The sequence below is a fragment of the Polaribacter sp. 11A2H genome, assembly GCF_011379025.1.
Classification (GTDB): Bacteria; Bacteroidota; Bacteroidia; order Flavobacteriales; family Flavobacteriaceae; genus Polaribacter.
This window is the reverse complement of the sequence record NZ_WTLD01000002.1, coordinates 384,538-408,344: the sequence shown is the minus strand read 5'-3', so window position 1 is coordinate 408,344 and position 23,807 is coordinate 384,538. Positions and strand designations below refer to the sequence as shown.

At 29.5% G+C, this 23,807-nt stretch carries 26 protein-coding genes; 12 read left to right on the top strand and 14 right to left on the bottom strand.

What is annotated here, in order from left to right; translation table 11 throughout:
- The first annotated feature begins 59 nt into the window (after positions 1-59).
- On the top strand, positions 60-827 hold the full coding sequence (locus tag GQS58_RS04110) for a sulfite exporter TauE/SafE family protein (RefSeq protein WP_205860379.1): 768 nt from the start codon (positions 60-62) through the stop codon (positions 825-827).
- Positions 828-1,095: 268 nt separating this feature from the next.
- Positions 1,096-1,893 (top strand): TerC family protein, encoded by a 798-nt coding sequence (locus tag GQS58_RS04105; protein WP_166383120.1) that lies wholly within the window; start codon positions 1,096-1,098, stop codon positions 1,891-1,893.
- Between the two features lie 231 nt (positions 1,894-2,124).
- Here GQS58_RS04105 and GQS58_RS04100 read toward each other — a convergent pair whose 3' ends face one another.
- From GQS58_RS04100 to GQS58_RS04045, 12 genes are all read right to left on the bottom strand, one after another.
- Positions 2,125-2,715 (bottom strand): LURP-one-related/scramblase family protein, encoded by a 591-nt coding sequence (locus GQS58_RS04100; protein WP_166383118.1) that lies wholly within the window; start codon positions 2,713-2,715, stop codon positions 2,125-2,127.
- A gap of 165 nt (positions 2,716-2,880) precedes the next feature.
- Positions 2,881-3,381: a hypothetical protein gene (locus tag GQS58_RS04095; RefSeq protein ID WP_166383116.1), complete on the bottom strand. Its 501-nt coding sequence runs from the start codon at positions 3,379-3,381 to the stop codon at positions 2,881-2,883.
- 125 nt (positions 3,382-3,506) lie between these two features.
- On the bottom strand, positions 3,507-4,463 hold the full coding sequence (locus GQS58_RS04090; protein WP_166383114.1) for a hypothetical protein: 957 nt from the start codon (positions 4,461-4,463) through the stop codon (positions 3,507-3,509).
- 147 nt (positions 4,464-4,610) lie between these two features.
- Positions 4,611-5,420, bottom strand: a complete 810-nt coding sequence (locus tag GQS58_RS04085; RefSeq protein ID WP_205860378.1) for an alpha/beta fold hydrolase — start codon at positions 5,418-5,420, stop codon at positions 4,611-4,613.
- Between the two features lie 309 nt (positions 5,421-5,729).
- Positions 5,730-5,909: a hypothetical protein gene (locus tag GQS58_RS04080; RefSeq protein ID WP_166383112.1), complete on the bottom strand. Its 180-nt coding sequence runs from the start codon at positions 5,907-5,909 to the stop codon at positions 5,730-5,732.
- Positions 5,910-6,290: 381 nt separating this feature from the next.
- Positions 6,291-7,505, bottom strand: coding sequence for a hypothetical protein (locus tag GQS58_RS04075; protein ID WP_166383110.1), 1,215 nt, complete (start codon positions 7,503-7,505; stop codon positions 6,291-6,293).
- Positions 7,506-7,616: 111 nt separating this feature from the next.
- The gene (locus GQS58_RS04070) at positions 7,617-8,468 is read right to left on the bottom strand and encodes a DUF2971 domain-containing protein (protein WP_166383107.1); all 852 of its coding nucleotides are present in this window, start codon (positions 8,466-8,468) and stop codon (positions 7,617-7,619) included.
- Positions 8,469-8,546: 78 nt separating this feature from the next.
- Positions 8,547-8,918, bottom strand: a complete 372-nt coding sequence (locus GQS58_RS04065) for a glyoxalase (RefSeq protein ID WP_166383105.1) — start codon at positions 8,916-8,918, stop codon at positions 8,547-8,549.
- Complete coding sequence (locus tag GQS58_RS04060; protein ID WP_166383103.1) at positions 8,911-9,390, bottom strand: hypothetical protein; 480 nt, start codon at positions 9,388-9,390, stop codon at positions 8,911-8,913. Before GQS58_RS04060 ends, GQS58_RS04065 begins: the two co-directional genes overlap by 8 nt.
- Positions 9,391-9,500: 110 nt before the next feature.
- Entirely contained in the window at positions 9,501-10,688 is a 1,188-nt protein-coding gene (gene fabV, locus GQS58_RS04055) for an enoyl-ACP reductase FabV (RefSeq protein WP_166383247.1), read from the bottom strand.
- 119 nt (positions 10,689-10,807) lie between these two features.
- Positions 10,808-11,752, bottom strand: a complete 945-nt coding sequence (locus tag GQS58_RS04050; protein ID WP_166383101.1) for a phosphoribosylaminoimidazolesuccinocarboxamide synthase — start codon at positions 11,750-11,752, stop codon at positions 10,808-10,810.
- A 63-nt stretch (positions 11,753-11,815) separates the two neighbouring features.
- The gene (locus GQS58_RS04045) at positions 11,816-12,769 is read right to left on the bottom strand and encodes a PhoH family protein (protein ID WP_166383099.1); all 954 of its coding nucleotides are present in this window, start codon (positions 12,767-12,769) and stop codon (positions 11,816-11,818) included.
- A 129-nt stretch (positions 12,770-12,898) separates the two neighbouring features.
- Between GQS58_RS04045 and GQS58_RS04040 the strand changes: the two genes are divergently transcribed.
- The 5 genes from GQS58_RS04040 to gldG all read left to right on the top strand — a co-directional run bounded on the left by GQS58_RS04040 (position 12,899) and on the right by gldG (position 17,231).
- On the top strand, positions 12,899-13,759 hold the full coding sequence (locus tag GQS58_RS04040) for an S-adenosyl-l-methionine hydroxide adenosyltransferase family protein (protein ID WP_166383097.1): 861 nt from the start codon (positions 12,899-12,901) through the stop codon (positions 13,757-13,759).
- Positions 13,760-13,763: 4 nt separating this feature from the next.
- Positions 13,764-14,060, top strand: a complete 297-nt coding sequence (locus tag GQS58_RS04035) for a putative quinol monooxygenase (RefSeq protein ID WP_166383095.1) — start codon at positions 13,764-13,766, stop codon at positions 14,058-14,060.
- A 26-nt stretch (positions 14,061-14,086) separates the two neighbouring features.
- The gene (locus tag GQS58_RS04030; protein WP_166383093.1) at positions 14,087-14,614 is read left to right on the top strand and encodes a GNAT family N-acetyltransferase; all 528 of its coding nucleotides are present in this window, start codon (positions 14,087-14,089) and stop codon (positions 14,612-14,614) included.
- Between the two features lie 261 nt (positions 14,615-14,875).
- Entirely contained in the window at positions 14,876-15,592 is a 717-nt protein-coding gene (gldF, locus tag GQS58_RS04025) for a gliding motility-associated ABC transporter permease subunit GldF (RefSeq protein WP_166383090.1), read from the top strand.
- The gene (gldG, locus tag GQS58_RS04020) at positions 15,585-17,231 is read left to right on the top strand and encodes a gliding motility-associated ABC transporter substrate-binding protein GldG (protein WP_166383088.1); all 1,647 of its coding nucleotides are present in this window, start codon (positions 15,585-15,587) and stop codon (positions 17,229-17,231) included. The genes gldF and gldG overlap by 8 nt, the downstream gene beginning before the upstream one ends.
- Before the next feature lie 413 nt (positions 17,232-17,644).
- Here gldG and GQS58_RS04015 read toward each other — a convergent pair whose 3' ends face one another.
- Positions 17,645-18,406 carry a dTDP-glucose 4,6-dehydratase gene (locus tag GQS58_RS04015; protein WP_166383086.1) on the bottom strand — a complete coding sequence of 254 codons (762 nt, stop codon included), beginning with the start codon at positions 18,404-18,406 and terminating at the stop codon, positions 17,645-17,647.
- A 126-nt stretch (positions 18,407-18,532) separates the two neighbouring features.
- Between GQS58_RS04015 and GQS58_RS04010 the strand changes: the two genes are divergently transcribed.
- The 3 genes from GQS58_RS04010 to GQS58_RS04000 all read left to right on the top strand — a co-directional run bounded on the left by GQS58_RS04010 (position 18,533) and on the right by GQS58_RS04000 (position 21,597).
- Complete coding sequence (locus tag GQS58_RS04010; RefSeq protein ID WP_166383084.1) at positions 18,533-19,381, top strand: DUF2911 domain-containing protein; 849 nt, start codon at positions 18,533-18,535, stop codon at positions 19,379-19,381.
- Positions 19,382-19,500: 119 nt separating this feature from the next.
- A complete protein-coding gene (locus tag GQS58_RS04005) occupies positions 19,501-20,772 on the top strand; it encodes a chloride channel protein (RefSeq protein ID WP_166383082.1) in 1,272 nt (423 codons plus the stop codon).
- A gap of 201 nt (positions 20,773-20,973) precedes the next feature.
- Positions 20,974-21,597, top strand: a complete 624-nt coding sequence (locus tag GQS58_RS04000; RefSeq protein WP_166383080.1) for an HPP family protein — start codon at positions 20,974-20,976, stop codon at positions 21,595-21,597.
- An 11-nt stretch (positions 21,598-21,608) separates the two neighbouring features.
- On the opposite strand, the gene GQS58_RS03995 is transcribed toward GQS58_RS04000, so the two are convergent.
- Positions 21,609-22,013, bottom strand: a complete 405-nt coding sequence (locus GQS58_RS03995; protein ID WP_166383078.1) for a DUF2721 domain-containing protein — start codon at positions 22,011-22,013, stop codon at positions 21,609-21,611.
- 106 nt (positions 22,014-22,119) lie between these two features.
- On the opposite strand from GQS58_RS03995, the gene trmD reads away from it, so the two are divergent.
- Together trmD and rplS are read left to right on the top strand one after the other, a co-directional pair.
- Positions 22,120-22,803 carry a tRNA (guanosine(37)-N1)-methyltransferase TrmD gene (trmD, locus tag GQS58_RS03990; protein WP_166383076.1) on the top strand — a complete coding sequence of 228 codons (684 nt, stop codon included), beginning with the start codon at positions 22,120-22,122 and terminating at the stop codon, positions 22,801-22,803.
- Positions 22,804-23,033: 230 nt separating this feature from the next.
- Complete coding sequence (gene rplS, locus GQS58_RS03985) at positions 23,034-23,387, top strand: 50S ribosomal protein L19 (RefSeq protein WP_068450019.1); 354 nt, start codon at positions 23,034-23,036, stop codon at positions 23,385-23,387.
- The last annotated feature ends 420 nt before the right edge of the window (positions 23,388-23,807 follow it).

Below are 23,807 nucleotides of genomic sequence, written 5' to 3'. Positions count from 1 at the left end.
TCTACCTTTATTTTTAATTTATAGTGGTAAAAATACAACTACATTATTAAACCTAAATTTTGTTAATAGACTCATTATTTACTTATTGGCACATCATTTTACTATTTTTTACAGTTGCAGTTTTATATTCTTCTGTCGGTTTTGGTGGTGGCTCTAGTTATTTAGCAATTTTAGCACTAACAGGAATCGTTTTTACTCAAATTAGAGCTACTGCTTTATTGTGTAACATTGTAGTTGTTTCTGGAAACGTGTTCTTTTTTATACAACAGAAAAAATTGAACTTTCAAAAAATAATTCCGGTTGTTTTATTTAGTGTTCCTCTCGCGTATATAGGAGGTAAATTAAAAATAAGTCAGCAATTCTTTTTTATATTATTAGGCGTTACATTACTTTTTGCTGCAATTACTATGTGGATTTCTAAGAGAATAATTTCTTCGGATGAAAAAAACAACAATTCTAAACCGATTAAAAGTGGCCTTTTTGGCGGAACTATAGGTTTTATTTCTGGAATGGTTGGTATTGGAGGAGGTATTTTTTTAGCACCATTATTACATCTTACAAATTGGGACACTCCTAAAAAAATAGCCGCTACGGCAAGTGTTTTTATTTTAGTAAATTCTTTAGCTGGTTTATTAGGGCAATATTCAAATCCTGATTTTATAATTGATTGGAATTTAACTTCTATTCTATTAGTTACCGTTTTTATTGGCGGACAAATAGGCAGCAGAATGAGTAATACGTACTTTACTCCTATTCAATTAAAAAAAGCAACCGCAATATTAATTGCCTTTGTGAGTGTGCGTATTCTTTGGAAATATCTTTTTTAAGAAACCAACTAAATAGTTTTCTACTGCGCTTACACTGTTTTTTTTTAATACATAGGCAAATAGAAAACATAGTTTTTTCATAAAAATGCACTTTTATTAGAGTCCTATTTCCTTCCTTCTTGTCTCTTGTGTTTGTCTCTTGCTTCATGGTTTCTAAATTCTTCTCTTCTGTCTCTAAAAATCCAAACTTTAAAACTAATTCAAATAAAAATTGTGTATTATCTTCAATCAAAATATCTTTGAATCTATCAATTATAAAAAATAAAAAATGTTAGGAATTCTTTTCACGTTATTAATGTTAGTGCTTTTACAAGCCGTTTTAGGATTCGACAACCTACTTTATATTTCTTTAGAATCTAAAAAAGCGCCACTAGCAGATCAAAAAAGAGTGAGAAAAACAGGTATTTTAATTGCCATTGTTTTAAGAATTATACTCCTTTTTGTTTTAGTTTCTATTATTGATTTTTTTCAAGAACCTTTTTCTTTTTTATCCGGAGGAATAGAAAACATCATTCATTTTGCTTTTAACGGCCATAGCATCATTGTTTTGTTAGGTGGTGGTTTTATTATTTTTACAGCCATTAAAGAAATTTGGCACATGATTTCTACCAAAGGAATGGAAGTTTCTGATATGGCTTCAGACAAAGGCACTAAATCTGCTAATGCAGTAATTACAAGTATTGTTATTATGAATTTAGTATTTTCTTTCGATTCCATTTTAGCAGCAATCGGTTTAACGAGCGAAATAGAAAACACTACAACCGCATTTATTGTTATGGCAATTGCTATTGTAATAAGTGGTTTATTAATGTTAATTATGGCTGATAAAATTTCTACTTTCTTATCTAAAAACAGAATGTATGAAGTACTTGGCTTGTTTATCCTTTTTATTGTTGGAATTATGCTAGTTACTGAAGGCGGGCATTTAGCACACATTAAACTTTTTGGCGAAGAAATTGTACCAATGAGTAAAACAACCTTCTATTTTGTATTGGCAATTTTAATTATTGTTGATGTTGTACAAGGTAAATATCAAAAGAACTTATTAGCAAAAAAAAGCAAATAATATATTTTTAAAAACTAAATTTAAGAGGCTCTCTAAAAAGTAATAAATCTTGTCATACTGAACTTGTTTCAGTATCTAAACTTACTGAATTTCATTACTCATAAGAATCTGAAATAAATTCAGATTGACAAAAACTTACTTTTTAGATAACCTCTTTTTTTTATATTTAATTAGTATTGAAGAATTTTAGAAAGGAAATACCATTAATTAGTATTCGCTTTACTTACATTATTATCTACTTTCTCTCCAAACCATATCTATGGTTATTGCACTAGATAGAATTACTATTTTATTGGACTCATCAGTAAAACCTGCTTTTAAATCTACTTTATACTTGTCTGCTGTGGTAAAAATTTCTTTCAGAGGTCCATTCCATTTTTTAGTTATGGTTCCTATTTCTTTCTCAGAAGCATCATTAATTTGAAAGTTCCAAGCTTTCATATCTCCAGTAATTACAGCAACAAGTTCTTCGGATTTGTTATAAATTTTAAAAGTTGGTTTTAATAACTTAAATTTTTGTTTTATGGTACCAATAGTATTGCCTTTAGAATCATCAATGCGAATTGTAGACATAAAGAAAGTCCAACCTCTAGATATCGATGCTTGTAAATTTCCTGACGCATCATTTATCTCCAGCTGAAAAGGCAACATCGTTTTGTTTAATAATAATCTAATCGCTTTTTGTCCTGAAGTTAGTTTTTGATTTACAGAACCAACCTCATTTCCTTTATCATTAAATACTTTATAACAATTTTTAAACTTAAAAATATTGACTTTTTCATCAATAAAATAAGTCTTTAAATCAAAAAAAATTGAACTCATTTATTTTATTAATTTTATTTTATATATTAAATTTTAGGTAATACCAAATAAACATCAAAAAAAATCGATTAAATTCGTTTTGGCACAATTAAAAAACAAACACCTCTCACGTTCTGTTTGCGTAAGACTTATGGTCATTTTCCTAAATCCTATTTTATTTTATTACTATAATAATGTGAGCTTCACCCTATTCATCAATCGCCAAGTGTCTCGTATTTTGTAAGTTTTTCTTATTACTATTAGAAATTTTTTATCATTGCTTTTGCATACCAAAGTAATATCTCCTCTCTCTATTTCTAAACTTGGGTCTGGGTTGGCATCATAGCGCACTTTCTGTAAAATAATATCTTTCCATTCAATTCCAAAATCATTTCCTTTTTTAATTACTTTTCTAAAATTTTCAGAGGCATCTGTTTTAAAGTTTGAAATTATGGTATTTACATCAGGAATCTCTTTGTCCGGTTGCGCAGCGTGCTCTATCGGAATGAGGTAAGTAACATCATCTTTAGTAGGCAAACTCTTTAAAAACATTTTTACTTTCTGTTTTTTTAGCGCTTTAAACACATTGGTTACAATCTTCGATTTTTCGAAATTCTCTTGCCCAAAAGAGGTTTGACAGACAAGAAATAAAGTTATAAAAAATAGGAAATATATAGGGCTTTTCATTTATAAAGTGTTTCGTGTTTTTTTAAATTATTACTCTATTTGTTCTCAAATTCACATTTTTAAAGAAAGTATAAATTGCTAAGTGAATAAAAACAAAAATAAGATTTAAACAGTGTTGGTAGTCGTTATTTTTTTAATGTTATATGATACAATTTTTCAAAATCGTTTAAGATAATTGTGTCCTTGCTTTCATATAAAATATTTACACCATTTCCGTTGTTTGAGTTTTTTGCTTTAAACTTAGTTGTTTCGTTATGTAGAGAAAGAGCAACATAATTGTAACCGTAAGAAGTAAAACCGCCTACATAATGATTTCCTGAAAGTGAATTACTTAAAATAACTTTGTCAAATGATTTTGGACTTTTTTCTAAATTCCATATAGGTTTTAATCCATTAAGGCGTGTTTTTTCTAACTCGTCTTTAAATTCACTCGTATGATCGTATCTTGTATATAATGCAAATTCTTTGTCCTTGAACTTTAAAACACTTACTGAATTTGATAAAGGATAAATTGAAACTAGATTTGGTTTTAGTTTTTTAATTTTATCAGAAGTTAAATTATTTTCTTTTTGATAAACAACATGAACCAAACTATCTATATCACTCTTAATTTTAAGATTGTCTTTATCATTTATTTTACGCTTATAAACTACATTTAAAGAATCTCTGATTGCAAATGGTTCTCTAGAATTGATGATTAAATTATTTAATTTTTCTTTCTTGAAATTATTATCAATAGACATTTTATAAACCTCAATTAATTCAAGTTTTTCATTAGGTTGCATAAAATAGATAGTTCCATCTTTACTAATGTAATTATTAGGCACCTTTAATTCTTTTATTTTATTAAATTTTCTATCTAAAATTATCAAATCACCTTTTTCATTATTAGCAAATAAGTTTTTCTCATTGTAGTTAATATCTATTAAATTAGTGGTGAATTGTTTTATAGATATCTTATTGTTGGTATGCTCTGGGAAAATTGGAATTTCAGGATGTTTATCTTCCTCCGTTTTTTGATATTCACAAGAAATAAATATCAAAGTAAACAATAGAGATGTTATTTTTAGCGCGTTATTCATTTGGTAATTATTGATAATGTGTTTCTATTCTGGGAGATTGTGCTTTATGTTAACGTCTTTTTTTGAAGAAAATTTAAGTGAATAAAAATGCCCGAACAACAAAACTACAGAAGAATTTCCCAAATAAGTAAAAATCAGTAATAAATTTTATAAGGTGTTCTCAGCAGTATTTTTGCTTGTAATCCAATTCTCAACAATTGGCCATATTTCTTTCTTTGAACTTTGAGATTTTAAAATCCGACTGTGGTTATAATTTTCTAAATTCCCATTTTCTTTTGAATAAAAAAGCAACTTATTTTCTTCGTTTTCAAATGCTTTTAGAAATTTTTCACATCCTTCTTTTGGTGCTATAAAATTATCTCCTTTTCCACAAATTGATAATATTGGTACACTAATTTCATTCATTTTCTTTAAATAATCAAAACCATTTTCTCCAAGAAAGTTCTTGTTTAAATTCCAATTAAACCATTGTTTCATGGTGTAGTAACTTTCGCTATGTTCAGTTGAGCCAGCAGTTTTTGAAGGAACTTTACCTAATAATGCTGTTAAATATTTACTTAACAATATTTTTATTCTACTACTTAACTTCTCTCCAGCTCCAAATGCTTGTACTCCAAATAACGTAATACTGTTGATTTTTAAATTGTAATTCGGATTATTTATTAAAAACATGGTCAAAATAATTCCACCACCACTATGAGTTATACAATCTATATTTTTTAAATTCTGATTGTTAAATAGAAAGCTGAATATTGATTTAATATCATATTTTGCAATAGTCTCAAAATTAAATTTCTGCTCTGATCTTGAGCTTTTTCCGTGATTTCTCCATTCCATAATCCAACACGTAAATCCTTTTTCAGTTAGATATACAGCAATTCCATCGCATACTTTCCTGTTAGAAAATGTTCCGTGAGTTAAAAAAACATGTTTGTCTAATATTTTTTTAGAATTCAATTTCCAAAGAGCTATTCTTTGATTATCCTCTGTTTTTATATGGTAAAGTTGTTCTTTCAGAGTTCGGATTTTTAATTATTGCCTACGAATTTGACAAAGCTTTGTTACGTAGTTTAAGCAGTTAATTTAGTAAATAAAACACGAACAGCGAAATTCTGGAAAAATCCCCCAAGTGAGACAAAACCAGCAATAAAGTTTATAAGGTGTTAGCTTTAGTAATTATTTTAATAGTTTTGAAATTTTATAATCAGCTTTCTTTTTTTCGTAATCGGTAATATTGATAATTTCATTATTTAATAACCATGTTAACTATCCCATATAAATACCTTCTGGAATGTCAGAATCTATTCGACCATATTTTACAGATAGTTTAAGTTTAGAAATTTCAATTAATTGATTCACATATTCTTCAACTTTTTCTCTAGATGGAGAGTCTAAAAAGAAAGTTATACTTGAATTGTATCCACTTAAAACTAGTCTATTATTCATCGATGCTTTAAAACAAAGTATTCCCATAAAAAACATAAAAATACCTCCCCATATTAAAACATCATATTTACCCTTAGAGTTTCCTTCAATAAATAATCCAACCCAACTTAATACTACTATTGAAACAAAGAAAATTCCAATTATATTTACAGCCTTCTTAGAATGGTTTTCAATTAATATATTATGACCTATATTTTCAATATCTAATGACCATTCTTTTGAATTTAAAAATCTTTTTTCTTTAATTTTTAATTTATCTTTTACTAGCTCTAATTCTTTTGTTTTTTCTCCTCGTTTCTAAATTATTTTCATTTGGTAATTATTGATAATGTGTTTTATGTTCTAGGAAATTGCGTTTTTTATACTCCGAGTTAAATCTAATTATTTTACGTTTTGTTCAAACTTAAATGACTCTTTTCCATTTGTTACTACAATTTCATAAATTCCTTTTTTTAAACCTAGATTACAGTTTTGCTTTTTTTCTTGAATTTCGGTTATATCAACCGGAACAGCGACATCTATATTTTCACCTTTCTTAAAAGCTAAAACCATCACAGGGAATTCAATTTTTATATCTGTTAAATCAATTGAAACATTTTCATTGCCGTTTTTAAATAACCAACCTGGTCTATTATCAACGTATTCTGTATTCGGATGAAAAATAGCGATATCAGTCCAAGTTTCTCCTCTTTCATATCTAAACGGATTATTATCTTTATCAATTAAAACAGATGATTCTTTTATATTTAAAGCCTTTAACAAAGGATTATTAAACTCCCATTTACTTTTCTCACTATAAACCACTTGATTAATCGTTAAAGGATTTATGTTTGTGTATTCTGTAAATCTTCCTGCCATCGCTTTCTCCCAATAGCTATGAATTCCTTCTGAAGCATGATCAAAACCACAATGAATTAAAAATTTCTCATTCGGCTTCGCATTTATTACTTTTTCAATATTTTTTGCTTGCTCAATTTCTCTAAGCTTTCCATTTACCTCCTCTACACTTTCATATGCGAATAAATTATATCCAATCTCTAAAGCATCTCTAACCAAATTTCCAAATTGTGGATCTTTAATATAATGACCTGTTTTAAGAATAGGATATTTTCTATTATTAAGTAATGTATCTAAGTACTTTCCATTTCCTAATGCCTCTAAACCTAGATTTTTATATCCATTATCAAATAGTCCCTGAAGAAGTGATTTTGTAAATACGCGATGATAAGAATTATGATGCGCTTCATTTATAATTATCACTTGATTTTTCTTTGCAAGTTCAAAAATATAATCTGTTGCTTTAACTTTGGAATATTTTTGATTTATAGAATCTACTTGATTTTCTGTAAATTTTCGATCCTTTGTTCCCATAGCCAAATCCCATTGGATTAAAGCATTTTTGTAATCTCCTTTTGTTGCATAATCTGAAGCCGAAATTTGATATTTCCAAGCTATAGTGTCTTTTGCTACTTTAGTCTCTATTTCATTAGAAAATTTATATTCTGTTGTAAAATCAATTTGCTCAATCGTTCTTTTTTCTTTTTTACAAGAACTGACTAAAAGAATGACTGTTATTATGTATAATGCTTTATTCATAATTATTGCTAATGTGTTTATGTTCTTGGAGATTACGTGTGTTATCTGAACCTCTTTTTTGAAGAAAAATCGAAGCAACAAAAAACATAACACACTGTAGTTTAGTCGTTTTCACTTAAATGTGTTCTTTAATTCAGAATCATGAATTTCAAATTTTATATTGAATTGACTAATTATCTTCTCAATATTTTTTTTATGCCACTCTTGACATTCTGGATGATAAATAATTTCAAAAGGTAGTTTCTTGAAATTATTAAATTTTAAATATTTTACTTTTATTTCATTAAAATTATTTAATTTATCTACATCTTCGTCTAACAATACTCCTCGATTCTCTAAATATTTTTTTTCAGAATCTTTATTTTCAACCATTATTCGAAATTCTCTTTCGTGATCAAAACTTGAATCTTTAATAAAACCTTGAATGTCAGTTTCTATATTATTCTTTTCAACGTTAGCTATATTTTTAAATCTATGATAAGAAATGGCACCGAATTTTAATTTTTCATATTTACCATTAATTTCAAAATTCCCCTCCAATAATTCTTTATTTAAAACCTTATAAGGAATTTTTATAGCGACACTATCAGGTTTTGAATATAATTGCCACATTGCAACAGACTCATAATTATCAATATACCAACAACTTGCGTAGTTCGTGTCTTGAAAAAGTTCTCTGTGTCGACTTCGTTTATTCCTTTCTGTTGGATTAACCGTTAGAGAAATACTAGCAAAAGTTCCACCTTGTTTTTGCATATCTTTTTTAGCGAGTTCACTAAAATGATTTAAGCGCAAATGTTTTAAAGAACTACCTTCTAATTTATCATCAAACAGATTAAGTCTAACAAGAGAAATTCTTTCACTCAATAGTAAGTCTAATAGTTTGTCAATTGTTAAATATCTGTATAAGAAGGAATTTTCATTAGGTTGATTATAATATGGTTCAATTTTCAATTCATTCATTTTATACGGTTTTCATAAATTACATATAACTCCCAATACCTCTATTTTCAACTAGGTTTTTTTAATACTATTAAACACCTATACTAATTCCAAAATACTATCTTTTAATCTTTGCGTAACAATTTGCAAAATTCTTCTATTAATTTCTGATGCATTATCAGCATAAAAAGTAAATTCATCCGAAGAAAAATGACCAATAATTATCCCTAAAGTAAAGTTCTTATAATTGTTATCCGTTTTAAAAACAGCAGTAATTTTACTTCTTCTTTTCTTATCCGTTAAATCGGTAAAATCTACTTTTCTTTTTATAAGATGGTGCTTAAATGAACTAATCAACAAACTGTGCTGCATTTTTATTACAGGTCTTAATACTTCATTCTGAAATTTTTCCATTTCAGAAGTTCCTTCATTCACTAAATCCGTTAATACTGGTCTCTCTTTTTTATTCATCTAATAATTCGTCTAATTCTAGTTGATAATCGTATTGTAAATCTTCGTGTAACGTAGCAATTGCTTTTTTAATTAAAACCACTTGCCTATCAAAAGTTGCTACTAATCTTACACTCCCTTTTATAGATGGTTTAAATTCTTTTAAACAACGACAAAAATGGAGCAATAACGCCACTTCTGTTTCTTTCTTTTTAGAATACCGAATAAATTTTTTATTGAGCGTTAAAATCTTCCGAACACTTTTTCTAATATAAAAATAACTCTTTGTGTTAATCTCAGAAAACAATACTTCGTTTTGATCTTTTACACTTTGTATGTATTGTTCTTCGTCATGAGATTCGAATAACAAATACGTTAGTAATTCTTTATTCTCTTTTTTAAATTTTGATAAATGCAAACACAACTCTTTCAACTCATTGGCAGATTTATGAGAAAGTTCGTCTTTTAATTGTTTTACAGTTACTGCTTTCATCAACTTTAATTTTTTACAAGATAAAAAAAACCTCACAATAGTTGCCGAAATAAATGCAGCATTAACTGTGAGGTTTGTATTTTAGTTTCCGCTATCGCGGGATAATAATCTTACTGAATACTTGGTACGTTTACTACTTCATTTACATCAGCATCATAATCTACATCAGCAACTTTAAAACCGAAAAGGTTGTAAAAATCGTTGCTATAGCCTTCTAAATCTCCAATTTCAGATAAGTTTTCTGTAGTTGCAGTTTCCCAAAGCTTGTTCACTTCTGCTTGTACATCTTCTCTCATTTCCCAATCGTCAACTCTAATTCTTCCTTTTTCATCCAAAGCTAAATCACCTCCAAATAAACGCTCGCTATACAAACGCTGAATTTGTTCGATACAACCTTCGTGAATTCCTTTTGCCTTCATCACTTTATACAATAAAGAAATGTACAATGGAATTACAGGAATTGCAGAACTTGCTTGTGTTACTAAGGCTTTATTTACAGAAACATACGCTTTTCCTCCAATCGATTTTAAATCGTCAGAAATAGTAAAAGCAGTTGCTTCTAAATGATCTTTTGCAGCTCCAATAGTTCCGTTTCTATATACTGGCTTTGTTACTTCTGGGCCAATATAAGAATAAGCAACTGTTGTAGCTCCTTCTGCTAATAAGTTTTCAGATTGTAATGCGTCCATCCACATTTTCCAATCTTCACCACCCATTACATTTATCGTATTTTCTACATCTTCTCCTTCTGCAGGATTGATAGAAATTTCTGAAACTTTACCTGTATGGAAATCTACTGTTTTATTAGAAAAAACATCTCCAATTGGTTTTAAAACAGATTTATATCTTGTTCCTGTTGTTGGATGTGTTCTTACTGGTGATGCTAAACTGTAAATTACCAAATCAATCTGACCTAAATCTTCTTTGATTAAGTTTACAACTTGTTCTTTTATTTCATTAGAAAACGCATCTCCGTTAATACTTTTTGCATATAAACCGGCAGCAGTTGCTTGTTTTTCAAAAGCAGCAGTATTATAAAAACCTGGCGAACCTGGTCTTCCTTCTGTAGCTGGTTTATCAAAGAAAACACCAATTGTAGCAGCATCAGAACCAAATGCGCTAGATATTCTTGAAGCCAATCCGAATCCTGTAGAAGCACCAATTACTAGTACTTTTTTAGCTCCGTCTATTTTTCCTTTCGATTTTACATATTCTATTTGATTGATCACGTTTTGCTCACATCCTGTTGGGTGCGATGTTAAACAGATAAATCCTCTTGTTCTTGGTTCTATAATCATGGTTGTTGGTTTTAAAAAATTCGTCATTACGAGGAAGCATGACGAAGTAATCTTTTATTTATAATTAAAATAATCAGATTGCCACGTCGTTCCTCCTCGCAATGACGTAAATTTATGTGTTATTTTAAAAATTGAAGTACATTCTCTTCAATCCTATTTAATACATTATCTGTAGTCGCCTTTACAAAAGCTTCTCCAGTAATTTGTTCGTATAACTCTATATATCTGTTAGAGATTTCGATGACTTTATCATCTGTCATTGCAGGTATTGCTTGTCCGTCTTTTCCTTGAAAACCGTTTTCAATTAACCACTGACGTACAAATTCTTTAGATAATTGTTTTTGAGCTTCTCCTTTATCTTGTCTTTCTTGATATCCATCCGCATAAAAATAACGAGAAGAATCTGGTGTATGAATTTCATCAATCAATACAATTTTCCCTTCTTTCGTTTTTCCGAATTCGTATTTAGTATCCACCAAAATTAAACCACGTTTTGCAGCTATTTCAGTTCCTCTATTAAATAAAGCTCTTGTATAGTTTTCTAAAATAATGTAATCTTCTTCGGATACAATTCCTTTTGCAAGAATGTCTTCTCTAGAAATATCTTCGTCATGCTCTCCGTTATCTGCTTTTGTAGATGGCGTAATTAAAGCTTCTGGAAATTTATCATTCTCCTTTAAACCTTCTGCCATGGCAACACCACACAAAGTTCTTTTTCCTAATTTATATTCACGTGCTGCATGACCAGACATATAACCACGAATTACCATTTCTACTTTAAAAGGTTCACATAAATGACCTACGGCAACGTTTTCATCTGGATTTGCGAGCAACCAATTCGGAACAATATCTGAGGTATCATTCATCATTTTTGTTGCAATCTGATTTAAAATCTGTCCTTTAAACGGAATTTGACGTGGTAAAACAACGTCGAAAGCAGACAATCTATCTGTTGCAATCATCACCAAAAGAGCGTCATTTATATTATAAACTTCCCTTACTTTACCTATATATACAGACTTCTGGTTAGGAAATTTGAAATTAGTATTGTTAATTGTATTCATTATATGTTATGTTGTTGTGGCCGCAAAAATAAACTAAAGACTAGTTACTAACAACTAAAATTTTTATTCTGTTTCTATACTCTTATAAGCACCAATAATTTTACGTACCAATTGATGTCTCACCACGTCTTTATCATCTAAATATACTTGTGCAATTCCGTCTATATCTTTTAAGGCTAATAAAGACTCTTTTAAACCAGAAATTTGTTTTCTAGGTAAATCTATCTGACCAGGATCTCCCGTAATAATAAACTTTGCACTTTTACCCATTCTTGTTAAAAACATCTTCATTTGATTATGGGTTGTGTTCTGCGCTTCATCTAAAATTACAAATGCATTGTCTAAAGTTCTACCGCGCATAAATGCCAAAGGTGCTATTTGTATAACGCCTTTTTCTATATAAGATTCTAAACGCTCATGCGGAATCATATCTCTTAATGCATCATATAAAGGTTGCATATACGGATCTAATTTTTCCTTTAAATCTCCTGGTAAGAAACCTAAATTCTCGCCAGATTCTACTGCGGGTCTTGTTAAAATAATTTTTCTGACCTCTTTTTCTTTTAAAGCTTTAACCGCCAAAGCAACCGCTGTATAGGTTTTTCCTGTTCCAGCAGGACCAACAGCAAACAACATATCATTCTTTGCCATTAAAGTAACCATTTTACGCTGGTTTTCGGTTTGTGGTTTTATCAATCGTCCACTAACTCCATGCACCAAAACTTCTTTCGCTTTTTTAGTTGCTGTAGTTTTTTCTTCATTTCCGTTAGACGTTAAAATTTGTTCAATACTGTTATCATCTAACTTATTGTATTTGTTAAAATACTTTATTAACCGATCTAACCGAGTTTCAAACTCATCTAAAATTTCTGGTTCTCCATAAATTTTTAATTTAGAGCCTCTCGCAACGATTTTAATTTTTGGAAAGTATCTTTTTAATTGTTCAATAGTACTGTTTTGCGCTCCGAAAAAATCTTTAGGACTAATTTCTGTAAGCTCTATAGTGCGTTCGTTCAAATGATTAATTTTTATTAATAAATTACATTTATATTTCAACTAAAAATAACCAATAAATTTTTTAAAATGATTAGATTTGCGTAAAATAATCAACAACTTTTACACATTTAATTAACAGCCCAATTTTTAATGTCTATAATCACTTTAACCACAGATTTTGGAACAAAAGACCACTTTGTTGGCGCTGTAAAAGGAGCTATTTATTCTGAATTACCAGATGCTAAAATTGTAGACATTACACATGAAGTATCTCCTTTTAGCATTACAGAAACGGCTTATATTTTAAAAAATTCTTATAAAAGTTTCCCTAAAGGAACCATCCATATTGTAGGGGTAGATTCTGAGTTAAGTGAAGACAACAAACACATTGCCATAGAGTTAGATGGTCATTTTTTTGTATGTCCAGATAACGGTTTAATCTCTATGATAGCATCAGAAATTCAGCCCAGTAAAATTGTAGAAATTAATATTCATGACAGAGTAGAAAGTAGTTTTCCTGTTTTAGATGTATTTGTACAAGTGGCTTGTTTTATTGCTAGAGGAGGAAACTTAACGGTTATAGGTAAAGAAATTCCTGAATTTAAAAAGATTGTTGAAATTCAGCCAAAGACAAATCAACAACAAAATAAAATTACTGGGGGTATTATTTATATTGACAATTACGGAAATGTAATTACCAATATCAGTAAAAAAATGTTTAGAGAAATTGGTAAAGGAAGAGATTTTATTGTGCATGCAAGAAAACATTCTTTCACAAAAATATTTACTAAATATAACGAAGTAGTAAGTAATGAGTCTTATAGTAATCAACAATACGAAGGCCATAAATTAGCTATTTTTAATTCTGCTGGTTATTTAGAAATTGCAATTTACCGAAGTAATCTAGATACAGTTGGTGGCGCATCTACCCTGCTAGGTTTAGGCTATAGAGATGCTATAATTATCGATTTTATCGATGACATAAAACCAGATTTCACTCACTTAACCTAAAAACATGTTTGTTAGAATTGTAAAATTAAGTTTTCATACCAAACACATCGAAGAGTTTTTATTAATGTTTGAAGAAAAAAAAGCATTCATTAGAGCTTCTAAAGGTTGTAACTTATTAGAATTATATCAAGACAAAACAAACCCAGAAATCTTTTTCACCTACTCTTATTGGGAACAAGAAGAAGATTTAGAAAATTACAGAAACTCAGCTCTTTTTAAAGATGTTTGGGCAAAAACAAAGGTGTTTTTTAACGACAAACCACTAGCATGGAGCGTTGATAAAAAAGTGAGTTTACAATAAAAAATTAAGACAAATATAAATAAATAATGGATTTCGATTTTACTACTTTTCCTGTTTTAGAAACAGACAGATTAACATTAAGAGCAATAAACTTAGAAGATGCAAAAGCAGTTTTTGGTTTAAGAGCAAACAAAGAGGTTAACAAATATATACAACGTGAGTCTCTTAAAAATCTTTCTGAAGCTAGAGCTTTTATAGACCAAGCCACTAATTTAGTAGCAGACAACAAAGGGCTTTTTTGGGTTATTGAATCTAAAAACAGTGCAGAATTATTAGGTACAATTGGTTTACGTAATTTTGATGTTGCAGAGAATTATGCAGAAATTGGATACGAAATTCACCCAGACTACCAAGAAAGAGGTTATATGACGGAGGCTTTTGAAGAAGTATTAGAATATGCTTTTGAAAAAATGGAATTAAAAACCATAGAAGCTTTTACGCACAAAAATAATCTTGCTTCTATTACGTTATTACATAAACTAGATTTTGATTTGCAAGTAGACAGAACAGATGAAGGTTTTGAAGACAATAGAATTTATAAGTTAGAAAAATAGAAACTAGAGATCAAAATAAAGAGTCTTCGACAAGCTCAGACTGACATCAGAAATATTAATTGGTTCTTGAAATTAATTTAGTAACATCTTAAAAACTAAGAACAATTAAAAAAGCAATGTCACACTGAACTTGTCGAGGTGCTTTTGATAAATGAATTTAGTCTGCTACAAGCTTAGACTGATATTATATAGATTCATTGTCATTTCGAATTAACAAAATTAGAAATAAAAAGAACCAAGTAAACGCATAAACATTTTACATTGATAGCGATCTTAAAGAAAGAATTCAACTCATTTTTTGCAAGCCCAATTGCCTATTTAGTTATTGGTGTTTTCTTATTGTTAAACGGTTTGTTTCTGTGGGTTTTTAAAGGCGATTTTAATATTTTAAACGCAGGTTTTGCAGATTTAACTTCGTTTTTCTTCTTAGCTCCCTGGGTATTTTTATTTTTGATTCCGGCAATTACCATGAAAAGTTTTGCTGATGAATTTAACAACGGAACTATAGAGCTCTTAAAAACAAAACCAATTTCCGATTGGCAAATTGTACTCGGTAAATTCTCGGCTTCCCTCCTATTAGTTATTGTTGCTTTAATACCAACACTAACTTACATTTATACGATTTATCAATTAGGAAACCCTGCCGGAAACATAGATTTTGGTAGTACAATTGGTTCTTATCTTGGCTTATTATTCTTAGCCGCAACCTATACTGCTATTGGTTTATTTACATCTACACTTTCTAAAAACCAAATAGTAGCCTTTATATTAGGTGTATTTATTACCTTCTTTTTATTTTACGGGTTTGATGTAATTTCCGATTCTATCGGTAATAATTTAACCCTTAAAAAAATGGGATTAAACGAACATTTTAAAAGTATTTCTAGAGGTGTCATTGACACACGAGATATTCTGTACTTTTTAAGTGTAACTGTATTCTTTTTATTCATTACTAAAACACGTTTAGATCATGAATAAAAATATAAAAAATAGCATCCTTATAATTGTTGGATTGATTCTGTTAAATGTCATCAACCAATCATTTTACAAACGTTTCGATTTAACAGCAGATAATCGTTACACACTTTCTGAAACCACAAAAAACATACTTTCTAAAGTAGACAATCCTCTATTTGTTACCGTTTATTTAGAAGGAGATTTCCCATCAGAATTTAAAAGGTTACAAGCAGAAACAAGACAATATTTAGAAGAGTTAGCCACTACTAATTCTAACATAAGAATCAATTTTGAAAACCCAGATAATCAACGAGAAGAGCTGATTAAAAGAGGCATGTTACCTAGCCAGTTAACCGTTGAAGAAGATGGTAAATTATCTGAAGCTATTATTTTTCCTTTTGCAGAAGTAGCATACGGTAAAAAAGCTACTGTTGTTTCTTTATTGCCAAATGCCATTGTAGCATCGCAAGACGAACAACTACAAAAAGCCATTGAAAACTTGGAATATAGCTTTTCTAATGCGATTAATTCTGTTACCCAAAATAAACAAAAAAGTGTGGCTGTAATTACTGGAAACGGAGAGTTACAAGATATTTATCAATATAGTTTTTTAAGTGAAGTTGCTAAGAAATATAAATTAGCAAAATTTACATTAGACTCTGTAGAAATCAATCCGCAGCAAACTCTTAAAGATTTAACGTCTTTAGATTTGGCAATTATTGCAAAACCAACTGAAAAATTTACTGAAAAAGAAAAACTGACTTTAGATCAATTTATCGCCAATGGCGGAAAAACATTGTGGATGCTAGACAATGTGCAAGCAGATCAAGATAGTTTGTTCAATTCTGGTAAAATGTTAGCGTATCCAAGAGATTTAAACTTAACAGACCTATTATTTTCTTACGGAATAAGAATTAATACCACTCTGATTAAAGACTTATTTGCTGCTCAAATTCCGTTAGCAACGGGTAAAGTTGGGAATCAAACACAGTTTAAAAATTTAGATTGGTTTTTCCATCCTTTGGTTGGTGGAAATCCAAATCACCCAATTACAAAAAATGTTTCTCCTGTTAGATTGCAATTTGCAAACCAGATAGATACGTTAAAAAACAACATTAAAAAAACACCTTTATTATTAAGTTCTACTTTAACGAAAAGAATTGGAACTCCTAGTTTTATTGAGCTACAATCTATTGCTGATGAAGTAATTGAAGATGAATACAGAGGCGGAAATCAGTTATTTGCAGTTTTACTAGAAGGTAATTTTAAATCGGCTTATAAAGACAGAGTAAAACCATTTGAAACACCTCTTTTTAAAGAGCATGCGACCAACAATAAAATGGTTGTAATTTCTGATGGTGATATTGGAAAAAATCAGATTTTAAAAAAGCAACCGTTTGATTTAAATAGAGATAAATGGACGAATCAACAGTTTGGTAATAAAGATTTTCTTTTAAATACTGTCGATTATTTATTAGATGATGCAGGTTTAATTCTGCTTAGAAACAAGACTTTACAGATTAGAACATTAGACAAACAAAAAGCGTTTAAAGAACGTACTTTCTGGCAGTTTTTAAATGTTGTTCTCCCATTGATCCTTTTATTTGCCTTCGGGTTTGTTTTTAATTATTTGAGAAAGAGAAAGTATAGTAGGTTGTAACACGGAGATTCACAGAGAGAAAACGCAGAGATTCGCTGAGTTTTTTCTACAAATTAGCGCTACTTATTTTTACTTATTGAATCACTATTTTTATCTAGGGTTCTGTCATTTCGAAATGAGCGTTTTTTAGTCTTTCGACTTCACTCAAGATAAACTAAAAGAGAAACCTCGTAAAGTTGTTCTGTTTTGCCTTATCACTCATATGAGACTTCTCATTACTTCGAAGTGACAATTTGAACTCACACTTAGCTGATCTAAAAAGTTTTCAATATCGTCTATCAAAAAAAACACTCACCTCCACAAGCGCACTGTCATTTCGAACGAAGAATGAGGAGAAATCTCACAACAATTAGCTAATTAAAAAGACTTCTCAATTGTAAAGAAAAGCTTATTTCAAAATGACACTAAACTCTCTAAATATCTAACAAGTCATCATGAATAAAAGTATACCCTAAAACTTCTTGTACTTTTTTAGAGCTGATAATTTTCCATTCATAGACTTCATTATCTTCAAATTCTGGCATTTCAAAATCGTTGCTTAATTTTGCTATGGTATAAAACTCTCTTCTTGTTGGATGATGATTAGAGCAGGCATTAAAAGTTTCATTCCAACAATCTTGTGCTATTATTTCCTGAATAATTTCTATACAATCGTCTTTATGAATCATATTCACAAATCCTTTTGGCTGCGGAATTTTTCGTCCATTTTTAAACCAATTGTAAGGTTGTCTAACATCACCAAATAAACCAGCAAAACGAATTATTGTGGTTTCAAAAAAAGTGTTTTCTCTAAATAAATTTTCAATTTCAGTTAAAGGCGTATTTAAAACGGCATCTTCTTCTGTCATTACTTTATTCAATTGTCCGTAGACAGAAGTAGAACTGATAAAAATTACTTTCTGAACTTCAGAATTTTCAATTTGAGAAATTAAGTTTTCAAAACCATCCACATCTTTAGAAGTTATGGCAATGATTAAAATATCTGTTTGTAAGAAATCATCAAACTCTTCAAATTCAGAAATATTAACAATATAAGGTTCTATACTATTCATTTCTAAAAGTTCTAGCTTCTCTTCACTCGTAGTAGAACCTTTTACAAAACAGCCTTCATCTAACAATGAAATCGCTAAAGATTTTCCTAACCAACCACAACCTAAAACACTAACATTTCTCATAAAAAAAGACTTTTTAATTCTACAAACTTAACAAAGATACAATCCTTTTTAAGGTTTTGTTAACAATTCTATTATTTTGAAGTTGTAATTTCGACTATCAATAAAATCACTAAATAACCATTAATTATGAGTAGAATTATTTTATCATTATTTGTCGCAATTTTTACATTATCTGTAAATGCACAAATTAAAACACCAGCACCAAGTACAGCTCAAAAAATTGAACAACAAGTAGGTTTAACAGACGTAACTATAGAATACTCTAGACCAGGAGTAAAAGGAAGAACTATTTTTGGAGATTTAGTACCATTCAATGAAGTTTGGAGAACTGGGGCAAATGAAAATACTAAAATTACATTTTCTACAGATGTTACAATAGATGGTAACGAATTAAAGAAAGGAACCTATGCCGTATACACAAAACCAGGAAAAGAATCTTGGGATGTATATTTTTATGCAGATGCTACAAATTGGGGGAATCCAGAAAATTGGGATGAAGCTAAAGTAGCTGCACATGCAAAAGCAACTCCACAAACAATGCCAATGGTAATTGAGACTTTTACAATTAGTTTTGATGACATCACAAATAATTCTGCTGTTTTAGGAGTTATGTGGGAAAATACCTACGTAGGTTTTAAAGTTGAAACACCAACAGACACTATGGTTTCTAAACAAATTACAGCTATTATGAACGGTCCTGCTGCTGATGATTATTATGCAGCTGCATCTTACTACTTAGAATCAGATAAAGACATTAAAAAAGCGCAAACTTGGATTGATAAATCGGTAGAAATGATGTCTGATTCACCTAAATTTTGGGTATTAAGAAGACAAGCATTAATTCATGCAAAAGCAGGAGATAAAAAAGGAGCTATTAAAGCTGCGAAAGAATCTTTGAGACTTGCGGAAAAAGCAGGTAATGCAGGTTATGTTAAAATGAACACAGCATCTTTAAAAGAATGGGGAGCAATGTAAATTATTTTCCCTTTTAATATAATTTAAAATCTCAAGCTTTCACTTGAGATTTTTTTGTTTCTATACTATTTTCATCTAATTTCGCCACCTATTTTTATATTTACAAATCGATAAGAAAAATGAAAATTAAAAGAAAAAGAAAATTAATTTCATATTCTAACCTACTAGACCAACCCATAAAATTTAATCCATTTGTTTTTAATCGCACCTTTTTACTTTGGGCGCTCGTAGGATTGATTGGTGGTATAATTGCAGGTACTTATTGGATTGTTTTAGAATTTTTAATTCATAAAATCGCTTTTTTTGAAGGCTTCTTAGTAATCCCTACAATGGCTATTTGTGGTTTATTAGCTGGATTAATTATCCATTATATTGGAGATCCTGGAGAGATAGATTTAATTGTAAATAACATCCGTTTTAATAAAGGAAAATTAACTCCAAAAAACAACCCATCAATGGTACTTTCTTCACTACTTTGTGTTGCCTCTGGAGGAAGCCTTGGTCCGGAAGCCCCTTTAGTACAAGTTACAGGTTCTACTGGTACATGGTTAGGAAAAATTTTTAGATTAAAAGGAGAAGAATTACGCTCTCTAAGTATTGCTGGTATGGCTTCTGGTTTTACTGCTTTGTTTGGAGCTCCTTTAGGAGGAAGTTTATTTTCTTTAGAAATATTACATCACAAACATGCGGTAGAATATTACAAAGCTATAATGCCTGCTTTGGTTGCAAGTTGTTTTAGTTATATTGTTTTTTCATTAATTATCCATTTGGGCTTAGGTGCTACTTGGACTTTACCTACGTATCAATACTCTGGAACCTTTGATTTTGGTATTGCCGTTTTATTAGCAATAGCAGCAACAATTGTGGGTTGGATATTTATCTATTGTACAAAATTTTTAAAATCTGTTTTTAAAAAAATAAAAACAGCTATTTATATTAAAACCTTAATTGGCGGTATAGTACTTGGTATCATTTCTTATTATTTCCCTTTAACAAGATATTTTGGACATGAGGAGATTAACTCTCTATTAAACAGTGATTTCTCTATTACCTCTTTATTTTTAATACTCATTTTTAAAATTATTGCTATTTCTGTAACCGTAACGTCTGGTTGGCGAGGTGGTTTTATAATACCATTATTCTTTGTAGGCACAACACTTGGTTTAATAATTCATCATTTTTTTCCGTCTATAAGTGTTTCCTTAGCAATTATTTGTTGCATGGCAGGAATAAATGCTTGTGTTACAAGAACACCAATGAGTACTACTATATTACTAGCTACATTAACTGGTTTCTCTTATTTTATACCCATTCTATTTGCTAGTTTAACAGGTTATTTTTTAGCACCAAGAACTGCATTTATTGGTTCTCAAATGGACAAAAAAGCATAGTATTTAAAGATTAGGAATAAACAGACTAGAACGTTTTATTTTATTCAATAAACAAACGTGTTATCTATAAATTGACAATTAAAATCTATTTAAACATCATTCTTTTTAGTTATTCGTAAATATTTAAACCTACTTTATTATCTACTCTTTTTGATATAACTTTGTAGGCTGTTTATCTACAAAACTGTAAAGAAAAAATAGATGGTACAAAAAAAATTAAAAAGAACGTATAGGGTTACTAAATATATAATCTACAAAGAAACTTTAATAGATTATAAAGAAAAATTTTGGTCTTTTCTTGGTGCTTTTATCGGTATCGGATTAATTGCTTTTATACAATCTCAATCATTCAGCAAAGTAGAAAACATCTTTTTAATTGGTTCTTTTGGTGCCTCAAGCGTTTTAATTTATGGGGCAATACAAAGTCCTTATTCACAACCTAGAAATCTTATCGGTGGACATCTATTATCCGCCTTTGTTGGTATTAGCGTTTTTAAATTTTGTCCTGATATTATTTGGATCTCGGCTCCTTTAGCTGTTTCAACTTCCATTATACTAATGCAGTACACAAAAACATTGCATCCTCCAGGAGGAGCAACTGCCTTAATACCAATTATAGGAACAGAAAAAATTACTTCTTTAGGCTATTTTTATATTTTATCTCCTGTTCTAACAGGCGTTTTAATATTGTTTGTAACCGCTATTATTTTTAATAATATGACTAAAAATAGAAGCTATCCAACAAACAGAAAGTCTACCAGAATATTTAAAACGAAAAAAAGATTAGCAAAAATACTCTCTAATTTTACTGTGAAAGTAAAATAATTTCATCTTTATTATTTTTCTAAATGCTCTTCAATATCTTCAATATGATGTTGCAGTGCTTGTATAGAAATCTGTAATTCCTTTATCAATAATCCAAGAGAAATAATTAATAAAATTAACGCAAATCCGAATACCCAAGCTGCCACTATATTTAAACCTATATAAATTAAAAACATGGTTACCACGCAAAATAACAAACTAGAAATCCCGAATATTTGCATCCATCTTGTTAAGTTTAAACGCAACTTTAAGTTCTTAATTTGCCTTAATAAGGAAGTGTCTTTCTTTTCTAAATAAATATCATGTAAATTTCTTATCACCGCTGCATAGGCCAAAAACCGATTTGTATATGCTAGCATGATTAAAGATATTGCCGAAAATAAAAGCGCTGGTGTTGTTAAAGTTAGTTCTTCCATATAACTAACAAATTTAAGAAATAATGAACATCTAATAAAAAATCAAGCACTATTTTATTACTAAAACAGGTATTTAAAAATCCAACAAAAATAGTACATTTGCGGCATGCGTATAGATATTATTTCAGTAGCCCCAAATTTATTAGAGAGTCCGTTTAATCACTCAATTATTAAACGAGCTAAAGACAAAGGTTTGGCAGAAATTATAATTCACGATTTACGTGAATATGGTTTGGGAAATTACAAACAAATAGACGACACCCAATTTGGTGGTGGTGCTGGTATGGTTATGATGATTGAGCCGATTGCAAGTTGTATTAAAAAGTTGCAAGCAGAAAGATTGTACGATGAAGTTATATATATGACTCCAGATGCAAAAACATTAAATCAATCTACCGCAAACACACTTTCTTTAAAAGAGAATATACTTATATTAACAGGTCATTATAAAGGTGTAGATCAAAGAATTCGTGATAAATACATAACCAAAGAAATTTCTATTGGAGATTATGTTTTAACAGGAGGAGAATTAGCCGCTGCGGTACTAGTAGATGCTGTTGTTCGTTTAATTCCGGGTGTTATTGGAGATGAGCAATCTGCACTTACAGACTCTTTTCAAGACAATTTATTATCGCCACCAGTATATACAAGACCTTCGGAATTTGAAGGAATGAAAGTTCCTGACATTCTATTGTCTGGAAACTTCCCTAAGATTGATGACTGGAGAAGTGACCAAGCCTATAAAAGAACAGAAGAAATAAGACCAGATTTACTTGATGAAACTTCTTAAAGAAGTATTATCAAAAGAATGTTTAGCCATAAAAAGTACAATCTTTTATTAAAATTAATAATGGAACGTCTATAATTTTTTAGCTTTACTATTGAGCTAATTATCAGGTTAAAAAATAATTAGTTTTTATTTTATCAACAAAAAATAATGACTACTTTTGCAACCGCTAAATTAACCTCTGACGAAAAAATCGTGAACGTTGTTTTACAAAACCAATTAAATTAAAAGATATGGAATCTTTAGTAAAATTTGTACAAGACGAATTTGTAGCAAGAAAAGAATTTGCAGAATTTGCAGCAGGTGATACAATCACTGTTTATTACGAAATTAAAGAGGGAGAAAAAGTACGTACTCAGTTTTTTAGAGGTGTAGTTATTCAAAGAAAAGGAGTTGCAGCTTCAGAAACATTTACTATCAGAAAAATGTCTGGTACTATAGGTGTAGAAAGAATTTTTCCTGTAAACTTACCTTCTATTCAAAAAATTGAAGTTAATAAAAGAGGTAAAGTACGTAGAGCTCGTATTTTCTACTTTAGAGGTCTTACTGGTAAAAAAGCTAGAATTACTGAAAAAAGAAGAAAATAATCTCTTTTTACTTAGATTTAAAAAAAGCGTTGTGAGAAATCACAACGCTTTTTTAGTACACAATTATTAACAACTACAGTTAACAGATTGTTAACAACAAAAATGTTAAAAAAGAAATATATCTATAAACAAATCGTATATTTATGATATAATTTACAAGTTAACTACTAAATAACCTGTAAATAGATAAAGTAACGTTCTTTATATAATATTGTTAATCATAAAAACTAAACTGAAACTTCTATTTATTTGAAAGAATAAAAAGAAAATTAGATTTATTCATTGTGTAAATAGTTCTTAAGTCTAAAAAGATTTATTTTTAATGATTACAATTGAAACATTAATAAAAATTTTAAAAAAGTAGAATGCTTGATTAAAATTAAGGATGTTTCAAAAACTGAAATAGCAATAAGTAATCTC

What these genes read in the sequence shown, in the direction of transcription:
- GQS58_RS04105 (WP_166383120.1), top strand. Translation starts at nt 1,096, where the DNA reads ATGTTAGGAATTCTTTTCACGTTATTAATGTTAGTGCTTTTACAAGCC.
- GQS58_RS04100 (WP_166383118.1), bottom strand. Translation starts at nt 2,715, where the DNA reads ATGAGTTCAATTTTTTTTGATTTAAAGACTTATTTTATTGATGAAAAA.
- GQS58_RS04095 (WP_166383116.1), bottom strand. Translation starts at nt 3,381, where the DNA reads ATGAAAAGCCCTATATATTTCCTATTTTTTATAACTTTATTTCTTGTC.
- GQS58_RS04090 (WP_166383114.1), bottom strand. Translation starts at nt 4,463, where the DNA reads ATGAATAACGCGCTAAAAATAACATCTCTATTGTTTACTTTGATATTT.
- GQS58_RS04080 (WP_166383112.1), bottom strand. Translation starts at nt 5,909, where the DNA reads ATGAATAATAGACTAGTTTTAAGTGGATACAATTCAAGTATAACTTTC.
- GQS58_RS04075 (WP_166383110.1), bottom strand. Translation starts at nt 7,505, where the DNA reads ATGAATAAAGCATTATACATAATAACAGTCATTCTTTTAGTCAGTTCT.
- GQS58_RS04070 (WP_166383107.1), bottom strand. Translation starts at nt 8,468, where the DNA reads ATGAATGAATTGAAAATTGAACCATATTATAATCAACCTAATGAAAAT.
- GQS58_RS04065 (WP_166383105.1), bottom strand. Translation starts at nt 8,918, where the DNA reads ATGAATAAAAAAGAGAGACCAGTATTAACGGATTTAGTGAATGAAGGA.
- GQS58_RS04060 (WP_166383103.1), bottom strand. Translation starts at nt 9,390, where the DNA reads ATGAAAGCAGTAACTGTAAAACAATTAAAAGACGAACTTTCTCATAAA.
- fabV (WP_166383247.1), bottom strand. Translation starts at nt 10,688, where the DNA reads ATGATTATAGAACCAAGAACAAGAGGATTTATCTGTTTAACATCGCAC.
- GQS58_RS04050 (WP_166383101.1), bottom strand. Translation starts at nt 11,752, where the DNA reads ATGAATACAATTAACAATACTAATTTCAAATTTCCTAACCAGAAGTCT.
- GQS58_RS04040 (WP_166383097.1), top strand. Translation starts at nt 12,899, where the DNA reads ATGTCTATAATCACTTTAACCACAGATTTTGGAACAAAAGACCACTTT.
- GQS58_RS04035 (WP_166383095.1), top strand. Translation starts at nt 13,764, where the DNA reads ATGTTTGTTAGAATTGTAAAATTAAGTTTTCATACCAAACACATCGAA.
- GQS58_RS04030 (WP_166383093.1), top strand. Translation starts at nt 14,087, where the DNA reads ATGGATTTCGATTTTACTACTTTTCCTGTTTTAGAAACAGACAGATTA.
- gldG (WP_166383088.1), top strand. Translation starts at nt 15,585, where the DNA reads ATGAATAAAAATATAAAAAATAGCATCCTTATAATTGTTGGATTGATT.
- GQS58_RS04015 (WP_166383086.1), bottom strand. Translation starts at nt 18,406, where the DNA reads ATGAGAAATGTTAGTGTTTTAGGTTGTGGTTGGTTAGGAAAATCTTTA.
- GQS58_RS04010 (WP_166383084.1), top strand. Translation starts at nt 18,533, where the DNA reads ATGAGTAGAATTATTTTATCATTATTTGTCGCAATTTTTACATTATCT.
- GQS58_RS04005 (WP_166383082.1), top strand. Translation starts at nt 19,501, where the DNA reads ATGAAAATTAAAAGAAAAAGAAAATTAATTTCATATTCTAACCTACTA.
- GQS58_RS04000 (WP_166383080.1), top strand. Translation starts at nt 20,974, where the DNA reads ATGGTACAAAAAAAATTAAAAAGAACGTATAGGGTTACTAAATATATA.
- GQS58_RS03995 (WP_166383078.1), bottom strand. Translation starts at nt 22,013, where the DNA reads ATGGAAGAACTAACTTTAACAACACCAGCGCTTTTATTTTCGGCAATA.
- trmD (WP_166383076.1), top strand. Translation starts at nt 22,120, where the DNA reads ATGCGTATAGATATTATTTCAGTAGCCCCAAATTTATTAGAGAGTCCG.
- rplS (WP_068450019.1), top strand. Translation starts at nt 23,034, where the DNA reads ATGGAATCTTTAGTAAAATTTGTACAAGACGAATTTGTAGCAAGAAAA.